The sequence below is a fragment of the Massilia sp. LXY-5 genome (assembly GCF_059801075.1).
On the sequence record NZ_JBNNEH010000002.1, the window covers coordinates 338029 to 356747 of the forward strand.

General features: G+C 65.4%; 16 protein-coding genes. 13 read left to right on the plus strand and 3 right to left on the minus strand.

Annotation, left to right across the window (positions count from 1 at the left end; all coding sequences use genetic code 11):
- Positions 1–16 precede the first annotated feature (16 nt).
- Positions 17–1135 carry an outer membrane lipoprotein gene (locus tag ACI48I_RS04980; protein WP_498573514.1) on the plus strand — a complete coding sequence of 373 codons (1119 nt, stop codon included), beginning with the start codon at positions 17–19 and terminating at the stop codon, positions 1133–1135.
- Positions 1136–1214: 79 nt separating this feature from the next.
- On the opposite strand, the gene ACI48I_RS04985 is transcribed toward ACI48I_RS04980, so the two are convergent.
- The 3 genes from ACI48I_RS04985 to ACI48I_RS04995 form a co-directional block, all read right to left on the minus strand.
- Positions 1215–2012 carry a Crp/Fnr family transcriptional regulator gene (locus tag ACI48I_RS04985; RefSeq protein WP_056332926.1) on the minus strand — a complete coding sequence of 266 codons (798 nt, stop codon included), beginning with the start codon at positions 2010–2012 and terminating at the stop codon, positions 1215–1217.
- A gap of 434 nt (positions 2013–2446) precedes the next feature.
- Complete coding sequence (locus tag ACI48I_RS04990) at positions 2447–3091, minus strand: response regulator (RefSeq protein WP_056332929.1); 645 nt, start codon at positions 3089–3091, stop codon at positions 2447–2449.
- A 78-nt stretch (positions 3092–3169) separates the two neighbouring features.
- Positions 3170–3637, minus strand: a complete 468-nt coding sequence (locus ACI48I_RS04995) for a universal stress protein (RefSeq protein WP_193684850.1) — start codon at positions 3635–3637, stop codon at positions 3170–3172.
- Between the two features lie 386 nt (positions 3638–4023).
- Between ACI48I_RS04995 and ACI48I_RS05000 the strand changes: the two genes are divergently transcribed.
- From ACI48I_RS05000 to trpA, 12 genes are all read left to right on the plus strand, one after another.
- A complete protein-coding gene (locus ACI48I_RS05000; protein WP_498573515.1) occupies positions 4024–4893 on the plus strand; it encodes a protein phosphatase CheZ in 870 nt (289 codons plus the stop codon).
- Positions 4893–6770 carry a chemotaxis protein CheA gene (locus tag ACI48I_RS05005; protein ID WP_498573516.1) on the plus strand — a complete coding sequence of 626 codons (1878 nt, stop codon included), beginning with the start codon at positions 4893–4895 and terminating at the stop codon, positions 6768–6770. The genes ACI48I_RS05000 and ACI48I_RS05005 overlap by 1 nt, the downstream gene beginning before the upstream one ends.
- Before the next feature lie 231 nt (positions 6771–7001).
- A complete protein-coding gene (gene leuC, locus ACI48I_RS05010) occupies positions 7002–8402 on the plus strand; it encodes a 3-isopropylmalate dehydratase large subunit (protein ID WP_193684853.1) in 1401 nt (466 codons plus the stop codon).
- Positions 8403–8428: 26 nt separating this feature from the next.
- Complete coding sequence (locus tag ACI48I_RS05015) at positions 8429–8551, plus strand: hypothetical protein (protein WP_267878188.1); 123 nt, start codon at positions 8429–8431, stop codon at positions 8549–8551.
- Positions 8552–8578: 27 nt separating this feature from the next.
- Positions 8579–9226 carry a 3-isopropylmalate dehydratase small subunit gene (gene leuD, locus ACI48I_RS05020; RefSeq protein WP_193684854.1) on the plus strand — a complete coding sequence of 216 codons (648 nt, stop codon included), beginning with the start codon at positions 8579–8581 and terminating at the stop codon, positions 9224–9226.
- Positions 9227–9242: 16 nt separating this feature from the next.
- A complete protein-coding gene (leuB, locus tag ACI48I_RS05025) occupies positions 9243–10316 on the plus strand; it encodes a 3-isopropylmalate dehydrogenase (RefSeq protein ID WP_498573517.1) in 1074 nt (357 codons plus the stop codon).
- 25 nt (positions 10317–10341) lie between these two features.
- The gene (asd, locus tag ACI48I_RS05030) at positions 10342–11469 is read left to right on the plus strand and encodes an aspartate-semialdehyde dehydrogenase (protein ID WP_498573518.1); all 1128 of its coding nucleotides are present in this window, start codon (positions 10342–10344) and stop codon (positions 11467–11469) included.
- Positions 11470–11881: 412 nt separating this feature from the next.
- A complete protein-coding gene (locus tag ACI48I_RS05035) occupies positions 11882–14962 on the plus strand; it encodes a motility hub landmark protein FimV (RefSeq protein ID WP_498573519.1) in 3081 nt (1026 codons plus the stop codon).
- Entirely contained in the window at positions 14959–15759 is an 801-nt protein-coding gene (gene truA / locus ACI48I_RS05040; RefSeq protein ID WP_498573520.1) for a tRNA pseudouridine(38-40) synthase TruA, read from the plus strand. The genes ACI48I_RS05035 and truA overlap by 4 nt, the downstream gene beginning before the upstream one ends.
- A 12-nt stretch (positions 15760–15771) precedes the next feature.
- A complete protein-coding gene (locus ACI48I_RS05045) occupies positions 15772–16497 on the plus strand; it encodes a phosphoribosylanthranilate isomerase (protein WP_193684858.1) in 726 nt (241 codons plus the stop codon).
- Positions 16448–17725 carry a tryptophan synthase subunit beta gene (gene trpB, locus ACI48I_RS05050; protein WP_407943859.1) on the plus strand — a complete coding sequence of 426 codons (1278 nt, stop codon included), beginning with the start codon at positions 16448–16450 and terminating at the stop codon, positions 17723–17725. The genes ACI48I_RS05045 and trpB overlap by 50 nt, the downstream gene beginning before the upstream one ends.
- Before the next feature lie 51 nt (positions 17726–17776).
- A complete protein-coding gene (gene trpA, locus ACI48I_RS05055) occupies positions 17777–18574 on the plus strand; it encodes a tryptophan synthase subunit alpha (protein WP_498573521.1) in 798 nt (265 codons plus the stop codon).
- The last annotated feature ends 145 nt before the right edge of the window (positions 18575–18719 follow it).

Here is an 18719-nt window from a genome sequence, read left to right on the forward strand (position 1 = left end):
CAAGAGGAGACATACCATGAAACTTCGCCACACCCTGTGTGCCACGCTCACCGCGCTGTTGCCGCTGTGCTCCCTCACGCTGGCGCCGACCGTGGCCCATGCCCAGCAGTATGAGCGGCAGGATCGCTCGGGTCCGGTCATCCGCGGCTTCAATGTCGAGGAAGTGCGGCGCCTGGCGCCCGGCGTCGAGCTGCATTTCGACATGTACGGCACGCCCGGCGGCAATGCCGTGCTGCGCATCGACGGCGCCACGCGCAATCTGCACATGACGGAAACCGAACCGGGCCAGTATGTCGGTACCTACACGATCGGCACGCGCGACCGCATCACGAACAACAGCAGCGTGACCGCCAACCTGCGCGTGGGCAACCGCGTGGCGACCGACGTGCTGGCCGAATCGGTGGTGCGCAATGGCGCGCCGCGTCCGAACCGCCGTGGCGACCTGGCCGCCATGCCGCGCATCGAGCGTTTCGAAGTGCGCGGCAGCGAGGACCTGACTCCGGGCAATGACATCGGCTTTGTCGTGTTCGGTACCCCGGGTTCACGTGTCGAGCTCTCCATCGCCGGCGCGCGCGGCGTGTTCTTCCTGCCGGAAGTGCGCCCTGGCGAATATGCGGACGACTATACGATTCGCCGCGACGACCGCATCGCTCCTGACAGCCGTGTAACGGCAACCATCCGCTCCAACGGCCGCTACACCTCGCAGGTGCTGGGCCGTCCGCTGCTGTCCGCCGCGCCGCGCCAGGTTGCCGCCGCCAGCGCGCCGGTGGCGCCCGCACCCCGTACCGCACGTTACTGCACCAATTGCGCGACGGTGGAAGCGGTGAACGTGGTTGAAGTCAGCGGTGAGGGCAATTACCTCGGCACCGGGGTCGGCGCCGTGGTCGGCGGCCTGCTCGGCAACCAGGTCGGCGGCGGCGACGGCCGCAAGCTCGCCACCGTGGCCGGCGCCGTCGGTGGCGCCATGGTGGGACGCAACGTCGAACGAAACCAGCGCCGTACCCAGCGTTATGAAGTGGTGGTGCGCTATGCGGGCAACGGCGCGACCCAGACGCTGCAGTACGAGAACGATCCGGGCTTCCGCCAGGGCGACGCGGTGCGGGTCAACAATGGGGTGTTGTCGCGGGATCAATAAAGCAAGGACAAACGGCTCCGACATGCGATTGCACGTCGGAGCCGTTTTTCATTCGCCGGCTCAACCGGCATTCAAAGCATCAGGCCGTCGCCAGCACCTGGTCGTCCCCGGCGGCATCGAGCTCGGCCTTTTGCTTGGCGCCGGCAGCCTTGGTGCGCGAGCGCGAGGGTGGCAGGCGGCGCAGGGTTTTCAGGGCTTCCGGATCCTTGATGCCGATGGTGCGCTGGTCGACCGTGATCAGGCCGATTTCGTTAAAGGCGGACAGGGTGCGGCTCACCGTTTCCAGCGTCAGGCCCAGGTAGCTGCCGATCTCGTGGCGCGTCATGCGCAAGTTGAACAGCTTGCTCGAGTAGCCCATGGCGGCGAAGCGGTCGGCCAGCGAGACCAGGAAGCGCGCCACGCGTGCCTCGGCGGAGAGGGCGCCGAGCATGCCGATCATGGCCTGCTCACGCACCAGCTCGCGGCTCATCACGCCGTACATCAGGTTTTCCAGCTCCATGTGCACGCGGCCCAGGGCGGTGAGTTTCTTGAACGGCAGCAGGATCAGGTCGCAGTCGGACAGGGCCACGGCCTCGGAAGCGTAGTGGCGGGTGTGGATGCCGTCGACGCCGAGCATGTCGCCCTTCATCGGGAAGCTCAGCACCTGTTCGTTGCCGAACTCGTCGATGAGGACGGTTTTCAGGAAGCCGGAGTTGACGATGTAGAGGGTGTCGAAGGCCTGGCCGATGGTGTGGACGCGCTGGCCGGTCTTGAATTGTACGTGCTGGAACAGTAACTCTTCGGAATTGATGGAGACGGCGGCCGGGATGTGGAGCAGGTCGCAGACTTCCTTGAGGTTGGACCACAGGCGGCCCTGGCGCTGGCGGCCTGCTTCCATTGGAGTGGAATGCATGGTCGACGAGGCGTTGCGTTGTTCTGGCGTTTGCTGGGACTGCATGCTTTTCTCCAGTGAAGAATTCGAGCTGGAGCGGCTGGTGGTGGGGTGCCGCTACCGGGTGCTTCAATAGGATTCATCAAGCGGCAGGCTTGGCTTACGGAGAAAAATTAGATCGCAAGCAAGTCGATACGCTGAATTCAGTATGCCAACACGAGTTCGGCATTGGTATCAGCAATGGCTGAATGTGTAGGTAGGAGTGGGGCTAGGACTGTAGGAATATTCTTACTGATACGGGGCGTCAGCGAGTGGGAGCCCCGGGACTGCGTTTGCGCCAGTGCCGGTAGGGCAGAGGAAGTGCGTGGCGCACATGGCACAAATTGGGGCATGACGCTGTCAAAAGTCTTTGGCCCGGAGCGAGCGCGCCGGGCCGGGCCTCAGGCCTTCAGCGGCGCCAGCAGGCGGTGCGCCACGGCGTACTGCACCATTTCGGACAGCGAGGTCATCCCCATCTTCTGCATGATGCGCGTTTTATGGGTGCTGACGGTCTTCACCGACAGGTGCAGGTTGTTGGCGATCTCGGTGATCGATTTGCCGCCGACCAGCAGCGAAAACACCTCGAATTCGCGGTCCGACAGCTGCTTGTGCAGCAACTGCTCGTTCGGCGCCATGATGTTCAGGGCCAGCTGCTCGGCCACCTCGGTACTGATATACGGACGCCCCGAGGCCACCTTGCGGATCGCGCCCACCAGCTGGGTGCCCGCGCTCTCCTTGGTCAGATACCCCTGGGCGCCGGCACGGATCGCCCGCACCGCATATTGCTCTTCCTCGTGCATCGTGAGGATCAGGATCGCGAGCTTGGGCGCCTCGCTGCGCACCTGGCGGATCAGGTCGACGCCGCTGCGTCCGGGCATCGACAGGTCGAGCAGCAGCAGGTCGAAGCCGCCCTGGCGCACCAGCGACAACACCTCGAAGCCGTTGGTGGCCTCGCCGACGATCTCGACATCGAGCGCGCCGTCGAGGATGCGCTTGAGCCCCTCGCGCATGATCGTATGATCATCTGCAATGACGATTCTTATCATGAAATCCCCCCGCGCCACGGGCGAACCGTGGCTGCTCTGTATAGTGCACGCCGCGCAGGCGGCGTGCCGGCGCCCGCATCAGGTCGCTGCAGGCTCGTGGATCAGCCGGTGCACCAGCACCGGCTTGGTCGTATGCGACAACACTTTATTCGTGACGCTGCCCAGCAGGATCTGGCCCCAGCCGCTGCGTCCGTGCGACCCCATGAAGATCAGGTCGCAGCCCTCCTGTTCGGCGATGTCGACGATTTTCAGGGCCGTGGCATCGGAAAAAGCGGTCATGCAGCTGTGTTTCAGCCCGGCGTCCGCGCATGAGCGCATGATCCTGCCCATGTAGTCTTCGCCGGTGCGCCGCATCTGGGCGATGTATTCGTCCTCGCTGGGATAGGAGGGCGGAATGATCTCGACATACACGGGGTACTGGTATTCCGGTGCGACGAACAGGGCCAGCACCTCGGCCCCCATCTGGTGCGCGAACTTGACGCCGGCACAGGCCGTGTGCTGGGACACGGCCGAGCCGTCGGTGGTGATCAGGATTTTCCGGTACATGATGAGCCCCCTCCATACGCCACGGTATTGTGGCTGCTACTTCGTGTTCCGGGCTTGCGATAGCGCAACCTGTTGACCTTGCTCAAACACGGGTTCACCTCAGCCGGAACGCCTCGAAAAACGATGCACAATCGACGCGACCACAAAACAACACCTGACTTGTGAAAATATTCAGGAACCGCACGGTTTTATTGTCGCGGAATTAAGATTCCTTGTCCATTTCGTCGTATTGCTTTTTCCGAGATTTACCTACGGCAACTACGCTGCTAAACTGGTTCACTGAATTTTGGGGCTTCCAGCGACCGCATGACGCGCGCGGAAGTCCGCAACCACCGGACCGAAGCAAGCAGATTGCGACACATTCATATCATGGAGAAGCAGGAATTATGACCGACGCCGCCGACGATTTCGACGCATTATTCGAGGAAGTGGCAGCCCAGCGCGCCAGCGCGCCAGCCGCCGCCTCGGCTCCGGTTGCCGCCGCCGCGCCGGCACCTGCCGCCGCCGATGAGGACGACCTGGAAGCCCTGTTCGACCAGGTCGCCTCCAGCCAGCCGGCCGCTCCAGCCAGCGCATCCACCGCCGCCGTCGCCGCGCCTGCCGTGGCCAGCGTCGCCATGGCACCGGCTGCCGGCGGCGAAGGCGAGACCGACAAGAACATGTACGAGCGCCTGGGCGGCATCGTGCGCCTGCTGCACGACTCGCTGCGCGAACTCGGCTATGACCGCGCGCTGACCGAGGCGTCCTCGCAGATCAACGATGCCCAGGACCGCCTGGAATACGTCGCCACGCTGACCGAGCAAGCCGCGAACAAGGTGTTGAACACCCTGGACGAAGGCATGCCGGCGCAAGACAAACTGTCGAAGCAGGCCCAGGACATGGAAGGCCGCTGGACGGCCCTGTTCGCAGGCAAGCTGAGCCTGGACGAGTTCAAGGCCCTGGCCGGCGACTCGCGCCAGTTCGCGCAAGCCGTGCTTGACGCGACCGAGGCCGAGAAAGCCCGCCTGCTGGAAATCATGATGGCCCAGGACTTCCAGGACATCACCGGTCAGCTGATCAAGAAAGTCGTCATGATCACCAAGACGGTCGAGAACGAACTGGCCCAACTGCTGCGCGACAACGCACCGCCGGAAACGCGCGCCAAGCTGGCCGAAAAGGAAACTGCACCAGTGCAGCTCATGTCCGGCCCGTCCGTGCCATCCGCGGCGCTGGACCAGGATAACGTCGACGACCTTCTTGCCGATCTGGGATTCTAATGGACGATATGCTCAAGGACTTCGTCGTCGAGGCGATGGATCTGGCAGTCAATGTTGAAGAGCACCTGCTGCGCCTCGAACGCGATCCGGAGAACAAGGAAACGCTGAATGCGGTGTTTCGTTCGTTCCACACGATCAAGGGCGGTGCCGGCTTCATGGGCCTGCCCGCGCTGGTCGCGGCCTGCCACCTGACCGAAAACCTGTTCGACGCGCTGCGCACCGGCGCCGCGCCGGTCACGCCGCTGTCGATCGAGGCCGCGCTGCAGGCCTCGGGCTTCGTCGCCGACCAGTTGAACGACCTGAACAACGGCGCGACGCCGGAACAGCTGGCGCCGATGCCGCAGGACCTCGAACGCATCCTCACCGATGCGATCGAAGGCAAGACGCAAGCGGCGCCGGTTGCAGCGCCGGCGCCGGCGGCCGCACCGGTGGCTGAAGTTGCAGCGCCTGCCGCCGCCCCGGCCGTCGGTGAAGACGGCCTCGACTGGCCTGCGATGTACAACGCCGTCGTGCCTGCCGGCTTCGCCATCGCGGCCGGGCCCGCCACCGCCGTGTCGGACAATGCAGCCGCCGCCGTCCAGCCGGTCTCCGCGCCCGCCGCGCAAGCCGAGACCGTCGCCGCACCGGCCGCCAAGGCGGGCTGGGACGGCGTCGACCGCCGCAGCGATGCCAAGGCCGCCGCAGCCGCGCCGGCCAAGGACGAAAGCATCCGTATCGATGCCGTGAAACTCGACGCGCTGCTGGAAGTGGCCGGCGAATCGGTGCAGGCCGCCAACCAGGCCGCCGTGCTGCTCGAGCGCCTGGCCCAGTTCAAGTTCGAAGGGCAGGCCGCCACCCTGATGGCCACGCTCACCGAAACGCTGGAACGCGCTTCCCGCTATTCGGCCGAACTGCAGCGCGCCACGCTGGCGACCCGCATGCAGCCTGTGGGCCGCCTGTTCCAGAAGTTCCCGCGCCTGGTGCGCGAACTGGCGAAAGACCTCGGCAAGGACGTCGAGCTGACCATCGAAGGCGCCGAGACCGAAGTCGACCGCGTCGTCGTGGACAGCCTGTACGATCCGCTGGTGCACATGCTGCGCAACGCACTCGACCACGGCGTCGAGTCGCCGCAGGAGCGTGTCGCCGCCGGCAAGCCGGCCAAGGCTTTCATCCTGCTGAAAGCCTGGCAGGAAGCCAACAGCGTCATGATCGTGCTGCAGGACGACGGCAAGGGCATGGACCCGATCAAGCTGCGCCGCAAAGCCATCGACAAGGGCCTGATCGGCGAGAACGGCGCCCAGACCGACGAGGATGCGTATCAACTCGTGTTCCTGCCGGGCTTCTCGACGAAGGAAGTGGCATCGTCCGTCTCGGGCCGCGGCGTGGGCATGGACGTCGTCAAAACGGCGGTGGAAAAGAACCGGGGCGCGATCCGGATCGATTCCTCGCTCGGCCACGGCACCAAGTTCGCGATCCGCCTGCCGATCGAACTGTCGATCGTGCCGACCATGCTGGTCTCCACCTCGGGCGCCTCGCTGGCGCTGCCGATGGCGGTGGTCGAGCGTGTGGTCGAGCTGCCGGAGACCTTCTCGATGGTCGGCGGCGCCCCGGTGCTGAAGGACCAGGGCCGTCCGCTGCCGGTGCGCTCGCTGGCCGGCTCGCTCGGCTACGAGGAAGCCGTCGAGCGCGTCGGCATCGTCATCAATGCGCCACAGCCGTATATCCTGGCGGTGGAAGCGGTCGACGGCACGGCCGACCTGGTCATCAAGCCGATGACGGCGCTGACGGTGGAAGGCATCACCGGCACCGCGCGTTCGGCCGAGGGCGAGCTGGTGCTGGTCGTGGGCCTGTCCTTCCTGATGGACGGTTGCCGCAACACGGTGCGCATGGCAGCATAAAGTGCACTGAACAAGTGAAAAAGGGCGGAGTCTGCCCTTGCAATAAAAGCCTGCGCATCCGATGTGCAGGCTTTTTTTATTCAGACATTCGGCGCGAAGGGCAAATCTTGTTTGTTTGAGGCGGTTGGTATTGGCAGAATGATGCAAAACGACCCCATTACTGCCGCAGTGCACAAATATGGCATAATCAAAATCCCCCACCCAAGCGGGTCGGTTCGACAGGACACTAGCATGTTAAAAACGCTCTACGACAAACTCTGGGAATCGCACGTCGTGCGTGCCGATGCCGACGGCACGACCGTGCTGTATATCGACCGCCACCTGGTGCACGAGGTGACCAGCCCGCAAGCCTTCGAGGGCCTGCGCGAAGCCCATCGCGGCCTGTGGCGCAACGCCGCCAATCTGGCCGTGGCCGACCACAACGTGCCGACCACCGACCGCCGCGAAGGCATCGCCGACCCGACCTCGCGCCTGCAGGTCGAGACCCTCGACGCCAACGCGAAGAGCTTCGGGCTTACCTACTTCAACATGAACGACAAGCGCCAGGGCATCGTCCACGTGATCGGGCCGGAGCAGGGCGCGACGCTCCCCGGCATGACCGTGGTCTGCGGCGACTCGCATACTTCCACCCACGGCGCCTTCGGCTGCCTGGCGCACGGCATCGGCACGTCCGAAGTCGAGCACGTGCTGGCGACGCAGACCCTGCTGGCCAAGAAATCGAAAGCGATGCTGGTGCAGGTCGACGGCGCATTGCCTGCCGGCGTCACCGCGAAGGACATCGTGCTGGCCGTGATCGGCAAGATCGGCACCGCCGGCGGTACGGGCTACGCCATCGAATTCGGCGGCTCGACGATCCGCTCGCTGTCGATGGAAGGACGCATGACGGTCTGTAACATGGCGATCGAAGCGGGCGCGCGCGCCGGCATGGTCGCCGTGGACGACACCACGATCGATTACGTCAAGGGCCGTCCGTTCTCCCCTAGCGGTCCGCACTGGGAGCAGGCGGTGTCCTACTGGCGCACGCTGCACACCGATCCGGGCGCGAAATTCGACATGGTCGTCACCCTCGACGCGACGCAGATCCGCCCGCAGGTCACCTGGGGCACCTCGCCCGAGATGGTCACCTCGATCGACGGCCGCGTGCCCGATCCGGACCAGGAAAAGGATGCAGTGCGCCGCGACGCGATGGAAAAGGCGCTGGTCTACATGGCCCTGACCCCGAACACCCCGATCGAGAACATCCGCATCGACAAGGTCTTCATCGGCTCCTGCACCAACTCGCGCATCGAAGACCTGCGCGAAGCGGCCAGCGTCGTGCGCGGCCGCCAGCGCGCCTCGAACGTGAAGCTGGCGATGGTCGTGCCGGGTTCCGGCCTGGTCAAGGAGCAGGCCGAGCGCGAAGGCCTGGACAAGATCTTCAAGGCCGCCGGCTTCGAATGGCGCGAGCCGGGCTGCTCGATGTGCCTGGCGATGAACGCCGACCGGCTGGAGCCGGGCGAACGATGCGCCTCGACCTCGAACCGCAATTTCGAAGGCCGGCAAGGGCAGGGCGGACGCACCCACCTGGTGTCGCCGGCCATGGCCGCCGCGGCCGGTATCGCGGGCCACTTCGTCGACGTGCGCGCACTCTAAATCAACAACCGAACCACGGATTCAACATGAAAAAAGCATTCGCCCTCTCCCTGATCGCCATCGTTCTCGCAGGCTGCAACACGATCTCCGGCATCGGCCGCGACGTGCAGAAGGTCGGCCAGGTCGTCACCGGCGCCGGCGGCAAGTAATTACCCAATCGCGAACCGGGACAGGACATGGATAAATTCACCGTACACGAAGGACTGGTGGCGCCGCTCGACCGCGCCAACGTCGACACCGACGCCATCATCCCGAAGCAGTTCCTGAAATCGATCCGGCGCACGGGCTTCGGCCCGAACCTGTTCGACGAGTGGCGCTATCTCGACCACGGCGAGCCGGGCCAGGACTGCACGAACCGTCCGCTCAACCCGGACTTCGTGCTGAACCAGCCGCGCTACCAGGGTGCATCGATCCTGCTGACCCGCAAGAACTTCGGCTGCGGCTCCTCGCGCGAACACGCGCCCTGGGCCCTGCAGCAGTACGGCTTCCGCGCCATCGTCGCGCCGAGCTTCGCCGACATCTTCTTCAATAACTGCTACAAGAGCGGCCTGCTGCCGATCGTCCTCACCGAAGCGCAGGTCGACCAGCTCTTCAACGAGGTCAAGGCGACCACCGGATTCAAACTCGTGGTCGACCTCGAGAACCAGGTGCTGCGCACGCCGGATGGACGCATCGGTTTCGAATTCGCGATCGACGACTTCCGCAAGTACTGCCTGTTGAACGGCCTGGACGACATCGGCCTGACCCTGCGCCACGCCGACGAGATCCGCGCCTTCGAAGAGCGCCACCTGGCGCGCCAGCCCTGGCTGGCCAACACCATCTAAGAAAAAGAAAACGCACATGTCGAAAATTGCAATCCTGCCGGGCGACGGCATCGGTCCCGAAATCACGGCGCAAGCCGTGCGCGTGCTGGACGCCCTCGGCGAATCCTTCGAGATGGAGCAAGCGGAAGTCGGCGGCGCCGGCTATGCCGCGCACGGCCATCCGCTGCCGGAATCGACCCTGAAACTGGCGAAGCAGGCCGACGCCGTGCTGTTCGGCGCGGTCGGCGACTACCAGTACGACACGCTCGAGCGCGCGCTGCGCCCGGAGCAGGCGATCCTCGGATTGCGCAAGGAACTCGGCCTGTTCGCCAACCTGCGTCCCGCGATCCTGTATCCGGAACTGGCCGGCGCCTCCACCCTCAAGCCCGAAGTGGTTTCCGGCCTCGACATCCTGATCATCCGCGAACTGACCGGCGACATCTATTTCGGCAAGCCGCGCGGCGTGCGCGAATGCCCGGACGGTCCCTTCAAGGGCCAGCGCGAAGGTTTCGATACGATGCGCTATGCCGAAGGCGAGATCCGCCGCATCGCGCACGTCGCCTTCCAGGCTGCGCGCAAGCGTGACAAGCGCGTCACCAGCGTCGACAAGGCCAACGTGCTGGAAACCTTCCAGTTCTGGCGCGACATCGTGACCGACGTGCACAAGGAATACCAGGACGTCGCCCTCGAACACATGTATGTCGATAACGCGGCGATGCAGCTGGTGCGCGCGCCGAAGAAATTCGACGTCATCGTCACCGGCAACATGTTCGGCGACATCCTGTCCGATGCGGCGGCGATGCTGACCGGCTCGATCGGCATGCTGCCGTCGGCTTCGCTCGACGCCAACAACAAAGGACTGTACGAGCCTTCGCACGGTTCGGCGCCGGACATCGCGGGCAAGGGCATCGCGAACCCGCTGGCGACGATCCTCTCGGCTGCGATGATGCTGCGTTTCTCGCTCGGCAAGCTTGAACAGGCCGAGCGCATCGAGACCGCCGTCAAGACGGTCCTCAAGCAAGGATTGCGCACAGCGGATATATTCGAGGATGGCACGCAGCGTGTAAGTACGGAACAAATGGGCGACGCCGTGGTGCGGGCGCTCCGGTAATTTTGACAAAACGACGGGGAATAAAATGAAATTGGTAGGCCTGGTAGGTTGGCGCGGCATGGTGGGTTCGGTCCTGATGCAGCGCATGCAGGATGAGGGCGATTTCGACCACATCGAGCCGGTGTTCTTCACCACCTCGAACGCGGGTGGCGCAGCGCCGAAGATGGCGAAGAACGAAACCACGCTGAAGAGCGCGCACGACATCGCCGAGCTGTCGAAATGCGAGATCATCATCTCCTGCCAGGGCGGCGACTACACCAGCGACATCTTCCCGCAGCTGCGCGCCAGCGGCTGGAACGGCTACTGGATCGACGCCGCCTCGACGCTGCGCATGAACGACGACGCCGTCATCGTGCTCGACCCTGTCAACAAGGACGTGATCAAGAACGCGCTCTCGCGCGGCGTGAAGAACTACGTCGGCGGCAACTGCACCGTCTCCTGCATGCTGATGGGCCTGGGCGGCCTGTTCGAGCAGGGCCTGGTCGAGTGGATGACCTCCATGACCTACCAGGCAGCGTCCGGCGGCGGCGCCCAGCACATGCGCGAACTGCTGACCCAGTTCGGCACCATCAACGGCGCGGTGAAACCGCTGCTCGACGATCCGGCATCGGCCATCCTCGAGATCGACCGCACCGTGCTGGCGACCCAGCATGGCTTGACGGCTGAGGAGACGAAGCAGTTCGGCGTGCCGCTGGCCGGCAACCTGATCCCGTGGATCGACAAGGACCTGGGCAACGGCCAGTCGAAGGAAGAGTGGAAGGCCGGCGCCGAGACCAACAAGATCCTGGGCCGCGGCGAAGGTTTCGGTAGCTCGGCGATTCCTGTGGACGGCCTGTGCGTGCGCGTCGGCGCGATGCGCTGCCACTCGCAGGCGCTGACCATCAAGATGACGAAGGACGTGCCGCTCGACGAAATCAACGACATCATCGCCTCGCACAACCAGTGGGTGAAGGTGGTGCCGAACACGCGCGAAGCATCGATGCGCGACCTGTCGCCGGCAGCCGTCACCGGCAGCCTGACGATTCCGGTCGGCCGCCTGCGCAAGATGTCGATGGGGCCGGATTACCTGTCGGCCTTCACGGTCGGCGACCAGCTGCTGTGGGGCGCGGCTGAGCCGCTGCGCAGGATGCTGCGGATCGTGCTGGACAAGTAAGAACGAACGCCGCGATCTTCGCGGCGTTTTTGTAGGGGGCATTGATGCCGATGGCATCAAGGACGGTTTCACCGGGCTTCGCCCACGCGGTGATACGCGGCGGCGAGATCGTCGGGCACGAAATCGGAGCCGGTACGTACCACCGCGTGGGCGGAGCCCACCCTACAGTTCTTGGTGATTCGACCAGACTCGTTAACGCCCCGATAATCAAGCATCGCAACAGTCGATATCGAAACATTATCGATCACGCATCCATCCCACAGAATCGCAAGCCTACGCCCCGCAGAGCTTGCATGCTCTAGTGCATGATGATATGTTGAGACTTCCGGGAAACCGTCCTTTCCCTCCTGCCAACCCTCTCGCATCCAACTCTATGCCACTGAACCGCCGCCCTCAGATCATGTCGTCCGCGTTGAAAACGCTTACCGCCGCGGTCGCCAGTGCAGTGCTTCTGTCTTCGGTGGCAAATGCGGCGGGACTGGGCAAGCTGACCGTCCTTTCGGCGCTGGGCCAGCCGCTGCGCGCCGAGATCGAACTGACCGCCGTCTCGAACGACGAAGCTGCCGGCCTGGTCGCGAAACTCGCGACGCCCGACGCCTACCGCGCCGCCAACGTCGAATTCAATCCGGCCCTGCTGTCGCTGCGTTTCGCCGTCGAGCAGCGCGGCGGGCGCCAGTTCGTGCGCATCACCTCGCCGCAGCCGCTGAACGAACCCTTCGTCGACCTGCTGCTGGAGCTGTCCTGGAATAATGGACGCCTGGTGCGCGAATACACCTTCCTGCTCGATCCGGCCGAACTGCGCGCCACCCAGTCGGCCCAGGTCGCACCGAGTGCGCCGGCGCCAGGCGCGCGTCCCGGCCGCGTTACCGGCATGGCGAACGTCGACAACGCCGCCCCGGGCGCCCGTCCGCAGCGCAGCGCGCGCGCCGAAGAGACGGCCGGCGAGCCGTCGGCACGGGGAGCAGCGGCCGATTCACGCTACCGCGTCAAGGCCGGCGACACGCTCGGCCGCATCGCCGGCAAGCTGAAACCGGTCGACGTCTCGCTCGACATGATGCTGGTCGCCCTGTACCGCGCCAATCCCGACGCCTTCATCGGCAACAACATGAACCGCCTGAAGTCGGGCCAGATCCTGTCGGTGCCGGGCGCCGAGAGCCTGCGCGGCCTCGACGCCGGCGAAGCGCACGGCACGGTCGTCGCGCATGCGGCCGATTTCAATTCCTACCGCAGCAAGCTGGCCGGCCAGGTCGCTACCAGCGCCCCGGCGCGCGAGGCAGGGGCAGGGCAGAGCGCGACCGGCCGCATCACGGCCAAGGTCGAGGAACGCCCGACCGCCGCCAACGAATCGCAAGACCAGCTGCGCCTGTCGAAGGCGCTGCCGCCAAAATCCGCCACGGGCGCTGCCACCGCTGAAGACGTGGTGGCCAAGGAAAAGGAACTGGCGGAGGCGCAGACCCGCGTCAAGGAGCTGGAAAAGAACGTCAACGACCTCGAGAAGCTGATCACGGTCAAGAACCAGACCGGCGCCGCCGCCACCCAGCGCGCGGCCGATGCGCCGGTGTCGAAGCCGATCGTCCCGGCGGCGCCGACCGTCGTGGCCCAGGCCGATGCCCCGCCGAAGCCGGCACCGAAGATCAGGACTGCGCCGAAAGCGGTGACCCCGCCGGCACCGGCCGAGACCAGCCTCGCCGACACGCTGATGGACAACATCCTGTACCTGGGTGCGGGCGCCGCCGTGCTGCTGCTGGCCGCGCTCGGCATCTCGCAGCGCCGCAAGCAGAAGGTGGTCGCCCAGACCGTGTCCGACACGCCGACCATCCTCGGCAGCGCGGCCCAGCCGGCGCAGGCGATGTTCGCGCAGACGGGCGGGCAGAGCGTCGATACCCACGACAGCGTCTTCAATTCCAGCTTCGCGCCCTCGGCCAGCCAGCTCGACACGAATGAAGTGGACCCATTGGCCGAAGCCGAGCTGTATCTGGCCTATAACTTCGACACCCAGGCCGAGGACATCCTCAAGGAAGCGCTGCGCAACGATCCGTACCGCCATCCGGTGCGCCTGAAGCTGCTCGAGATCTACGCGGCACGCAAGGACGTGCGCGCCTTCGAGACCCAGGCAACCGAGCTCTACAGCCTGACGGGCGGCAAGGGCGACGAGTGGGCGCAAGCCGCCGCGCTCGGCCATACGCTCGATCCGAACAACCCGATGTACGCCCAGGGCGCGGCCGCCGCCGCCGTGGTCGGCGCCGGTGCCGCCGTGGCCGGCGCAGGCCTGGCAGCCGCAGGCTCGAGCTCCACAATCCTTGCCGACGACGCCGGTCCGCAGACCATGCTGTCCCAGCAGCTCGAGCAAGCCTTCCGCAACCGCGGCGACGCCTCCGAGATCATCGAACCGGACGCGACCGTGGACGCCGTCACCGGCGCGCCGCTCGACACCGGCTTCAACCTCGACAGCTTCGGCCTCGACAACGATGCCACCGCGCTGCCGCAACTGGCCGAGACGTCCCCAGCTGCCGCCAGGGCGGACGCCAAGGCGGAAGACAATTTGCTCGACTTCGACCTCGGCGGCCTGAGTTTCGAGCCGGTCGCCGCCACCGGCACCGACAATGCGGTGCACGACGACGCTACCGCCGTGCCCGACCTGCAGTTCGACATGGAACCGTTCGCGCCGCTCGATCCCCCAGCGGGCACCCCGGCCGTGACGGGCGAGAGCCTGGACGACCTGGCCTTCGACATGGACTTCGACGCCCCGGCCACTGCACAGACTGCTACGGCCACCGTGGACGAGGACGACGCCTTCGTGCTCGACCTCAGCAAGAACGGCCCCAACACCGACATCGACATGGCGCAGCTGGCACGCGAGTTTGAATTGCCGCCGCTGCCGGAAGCGCCAGGCACGCCACCGGCCTCGGACCTGAAGGATCCCTTGTTCGACCTCGACGCCATGGACTTCGGCATGCTCGATGCCAACCCGTCCGCCCCGGTGACCCCGGTAGGCGAGCGCCAGGAGCCGGTCTTCGATTTCGGCTCGACCGACCTCGACCTGACGCCGCCGGCCGCGCCGGCAGCGCAGGAGTTTGCCGCCGCGCCCGAAGCGGCCAAGGACCCGCTGTTCGACCTCGACATGATGGACTTCGGCCAGCCCGCCGCTCCGGCAGCGCCGCAGGACGATCCGTTCGCCATGACCGACGTGCCGGCGATCCCGAACCCGGGCACCCCGGTGCCGCGCTTCGACATGTCGGGCCTCGACCTCGACCTGCCGGCCAACGATTTCACCCTGACCGAGCCTGAAGCGCCGGCCGCAAGCCCGGTCGATCATGCCCCGATGGAACTGACCGCCGCGCAAATGGAAATGGAAACCAAGCTGGACCTCGCGATCGCCTACCAGGAGATCGGCGACAAGGAAGGTGCGCGCGAATTGCTCGACGAAGTCATCAAGGGCGGCAACGTCGAACAGTCCAGCCGCGCCAGCACGATGCGCGCACAGTTGGCGTGAGGCGCATCGCACTCGGACTCCAGTACGTCGGCACCGGCTGGAATGGATACCAGAAACAGCCGAGCCGTGACACCATCCAGGATGCGCTCGAGATCGCCCTGGAGAAGTTTGCCCGCACCAAGCTGTCCACCACCTGCGCCGGCCGCACCGACGCCGGCGTCCACGCGGTCGAGCAGGTCGTGCACTTCGACACCGAACTCGACCGACCGATGCAAAGCTGGGTGCGCGGCACGAATACCTTCCTGCCCGATTCGGTGTCCGTACGCTGGGCCTCCGAAGTCGCGCCTGGCCCAGATGGCCAGGAGTTCCACGCGCGCTATTCGGCACGCTCGCGCACCTATCATTACGTCCTGTACAACAACCCGAATCCGTCCTCGCTGCTGGCCGGCCGCGCCGGCTGGGTGTTTCGCCCGATCGACGTCGAGCGCATGCAGGCCGCCGCGCGCCACCTGATCGGCCTGCACGATTTTTCGTCTTTCCGCGCTTCCGGCTGCCAGGCGAATACGCCGGTCAAGGACATGCAGGAAATCCGGATCGAGCGGCGCGGCGACATCATCGTCTTCACCGTGCGCGCCAGTGCCTTCCTGCACCACATGGTGCGCAACCTGGTGGGTGCGCTGATCTATGTCGGCATCGGCCGCAACGAGCCGGACTGGATAGCCGAGGTGCTGGCCGCCCGCAACCGCGACGCCGCGGCGCCGACCTTCATGCCCGACGGCCTGTATTTCGCGAAAATCGATTACGATCCGAAGTGGGGATTGCCGCAGGAGCAGCTCTCTCCGCTCCCCTGGCTCTAAGGTTTTACGCACATGCACCGTACCCGAATCAAGATCTGCGGCATCACCCGCGAGGAAGACCTGCGCGCTGCCGTTGCCAGCGGCGCCGACGCCCTCGGCTTCGTCTTCTACCCGAAGAGCCCGCGCTACGTCACGCCCGAACGGTTCGCCGCGCTTGCCGCCGGGTTGCCGCCCTATGTCAGCTCGGTCGCGCTGTTCGTGAACGCCGGCCTGGAGGAGGTGCGGGCGGTCGTGGACGCGGCACCGGTGGCGCTGCTGCAGTTCCACGGCGACGAAACAATGGAAGAGTGTGCGCGCGTCGCCGACGCGGTGAAGCGGCCTTTCGTCCACGCCTACCGCGTCAGGCCGGACACGGCCCCTGCCGATTTGCTAGAATGCGAACTCGCATACCGCGCCGCCAGTCCCTGGTTCTCGGGCCTTCTGCTCGATACCTATGTGGATGCCTACGGCGGTGCTGGAAAGGTCTTCGATTGGTCTCTTATCCCAAAAGAGCTCGCGCCTCGGGTCGTTTTGAGTGGTGGCTTGAGCGTGCAAAACGCGACTGACGCAGTCGCACGCGTACGCCCCTGGGCCGTCGACATCAGCAGTGGTGTCGAGGCATCCAAGGGGATCAAGGACGCCCGCAAGATCGCGGATTTCATCGCCGCGGTGCGGGCAGCCGATGCCACCATTGAAAGCGAGCACCCCCATGAAAGCAGTACAGGAAGCAGCCCTGGAGAGCCAGGAAGCCACCCTTGAACGGTCGGTCAACGCCCTGTTCCAGACCACCGACTACCAATTCCCCGATGCCAAGGGCCATTTCGGCCCCTACGGCGGCAGTTTCGTCGCCGAGACGCTGACCCACGCATTGGCCGAACTGAACGAGGCCTACGCCCGTTATTCGCAGGACCCCGAATTCCTCGAAGAATTCCGCTACGAGCTGGCCCACTTCGTCGGCCGTCCTTCGCCCGTCTATCACGCCAGGCGCTGGTCGGAACTGGCCGGCGGCGCGCAGGTCTTCTTCAAGCGCGAAGACCTGAACCACACCGGCGCCCATAAAATCAACAACGTGATCGGCCAGGCCCTGCTGGCGCGCCGGATGGGCAAGCCGCGCATCATCGCCGAGACCGGCGCCGGCCAGCACGGCGTCGCAACCGCCACCATCTGCGCCCGCTTCGGCCTCGAATGCGTGGTCTACATGGGCGCCGAGGACGTCAAGCGCCAGGCCCAGAACGTATATCGGATGAAGCTGCTGGGCGCGACCGTCGTTCCGGTCGAGTCCGGCAGCAAGACCCTGAAGGACGCGCTCAACGAAGCGATGCGCGACTGGGTCACCAACATCGAAAATACCTTCTACATCATCGGCACCGTGGCCGGCCCGCACCCGTATCCGATGATGGTGCGCGATTTCCAGTCGGTAATCGGCGAGGAATGCCGCATCCAGATGCCGGAAATGACGGGCCGCCAGCCGGACTACGTGGTCGCCTGCATCGGCGGCGGCTCGAATGCGATGGGCATTTTCTATCCTTACATCGACGAAACCAATGTGAAACTGGTCGGCGTCGAGGCGGCGGGCGAGGGGCTCGATTCGGGCAAGCACTCGGCCTCGCTGACGGCCGGCTTCCCGGGCGTGCTGCACGGCAACCGCACTTATCTGCTGCAGGATGCCAACGGCCAGATCATCGAGACCCACTCGGTCTCGGCCGGCCTGGATTATCCGGGCGTCGGTCCGGAACACGCCTGGCTGAAGGATTCGGCGCGCGCCGAATACGTGTCGATCACGGACGACGAGGCGCTGGCGGCCTTCCACGACTGCTGCCGCATCGAGGGCATCATTCCGGCCCTGGAATCCTCGCACGCGATCGCCTACGCGTTCAAGCTGGCGGCGACGCTGCCGAAGGACAAGCTGATCCTGGTGAATCTGTCGGGACGGGGCGACAAGGACATGCACACGGTGGCGCAACGCATGGGGCTCGATTTCGGCTGATCCGGCCAGAGCCCCTGCATTCCACCCGAAAACTTCAAAGAAAGTAAAAGCATGTCCCGAATTGAAAGTACCTTCGCCGCCCTGCGCGAACAAAACAAGACCGGCCTCGTCACCTTCATCACCGCCGGCGACCCCGGCCCCGACCTCACCGTCCCGCTGATGCACGCCCTAGTGGCGGGCGGGGCCGACATCCTGGAACTGGGCGTGCCGTTTTCCGACCCGATGGCCGAAGGCCCGGTCATCCAGCGCGCCTGCGAGCGCGCCCTGAAATTCGGCATCGGCCTGAACGACGTCTTCAATTACGTGCGCCAGTTCCGCGAAAGCGATCCAAGCACCCCGGTGGTGCTGATGGGCTACGCCAATCCGATCGAACGCATCGGCCCGGATAACTTCATCCTCAAGGCGAAAGAAGCGGGTGCCGACGGCGCCATCGTCGTCGACTACCCGCCGGAAGAGTGCGAAGCCTTTGCCGACGCCATGCGCGCCAACGACCTCGACCTGATCTTCCTGCTGGCGCCGACGTCCACGCAGGAGCGCATCAGGCAGGTGGCGCGCTACGGCAGCGGCTTCAGCTATTACGTGTCCCTGAAGGGCGTCACCGGCGCCGGCAGCATCGATACCGAGGACGTGGCGCGCCGCGTGGCCGCGATCCGCGAGCACGTCAGCCTGCCGATCGGCGTCGGTTTCGGCATCCGCGACGCGCAGACGGCGAAGGCGGTGGCCTCGGTGGCGGACGCGGTCGTGATCGGCAGCCGCATCATCCAGGAGATCGAAAACGTGGGTCCCGAGGCTGCCGTGCCGGCGGTACAGGCCTTCGTGGCCGGGATCCGCACCGCGCTCGACAGTTGATGCCGGCAGGGTGGGCCGTGATGCCGGGGCTCCAGTTCTGCCGGGATTCGTGCTCACCCTGTTCGACGCATGGTGTATAACATGCCACGCGCGCCGGAATCGGTTGCCAAGAATTGACAGACAGGCAAGCGGTGACAAGCCCGGC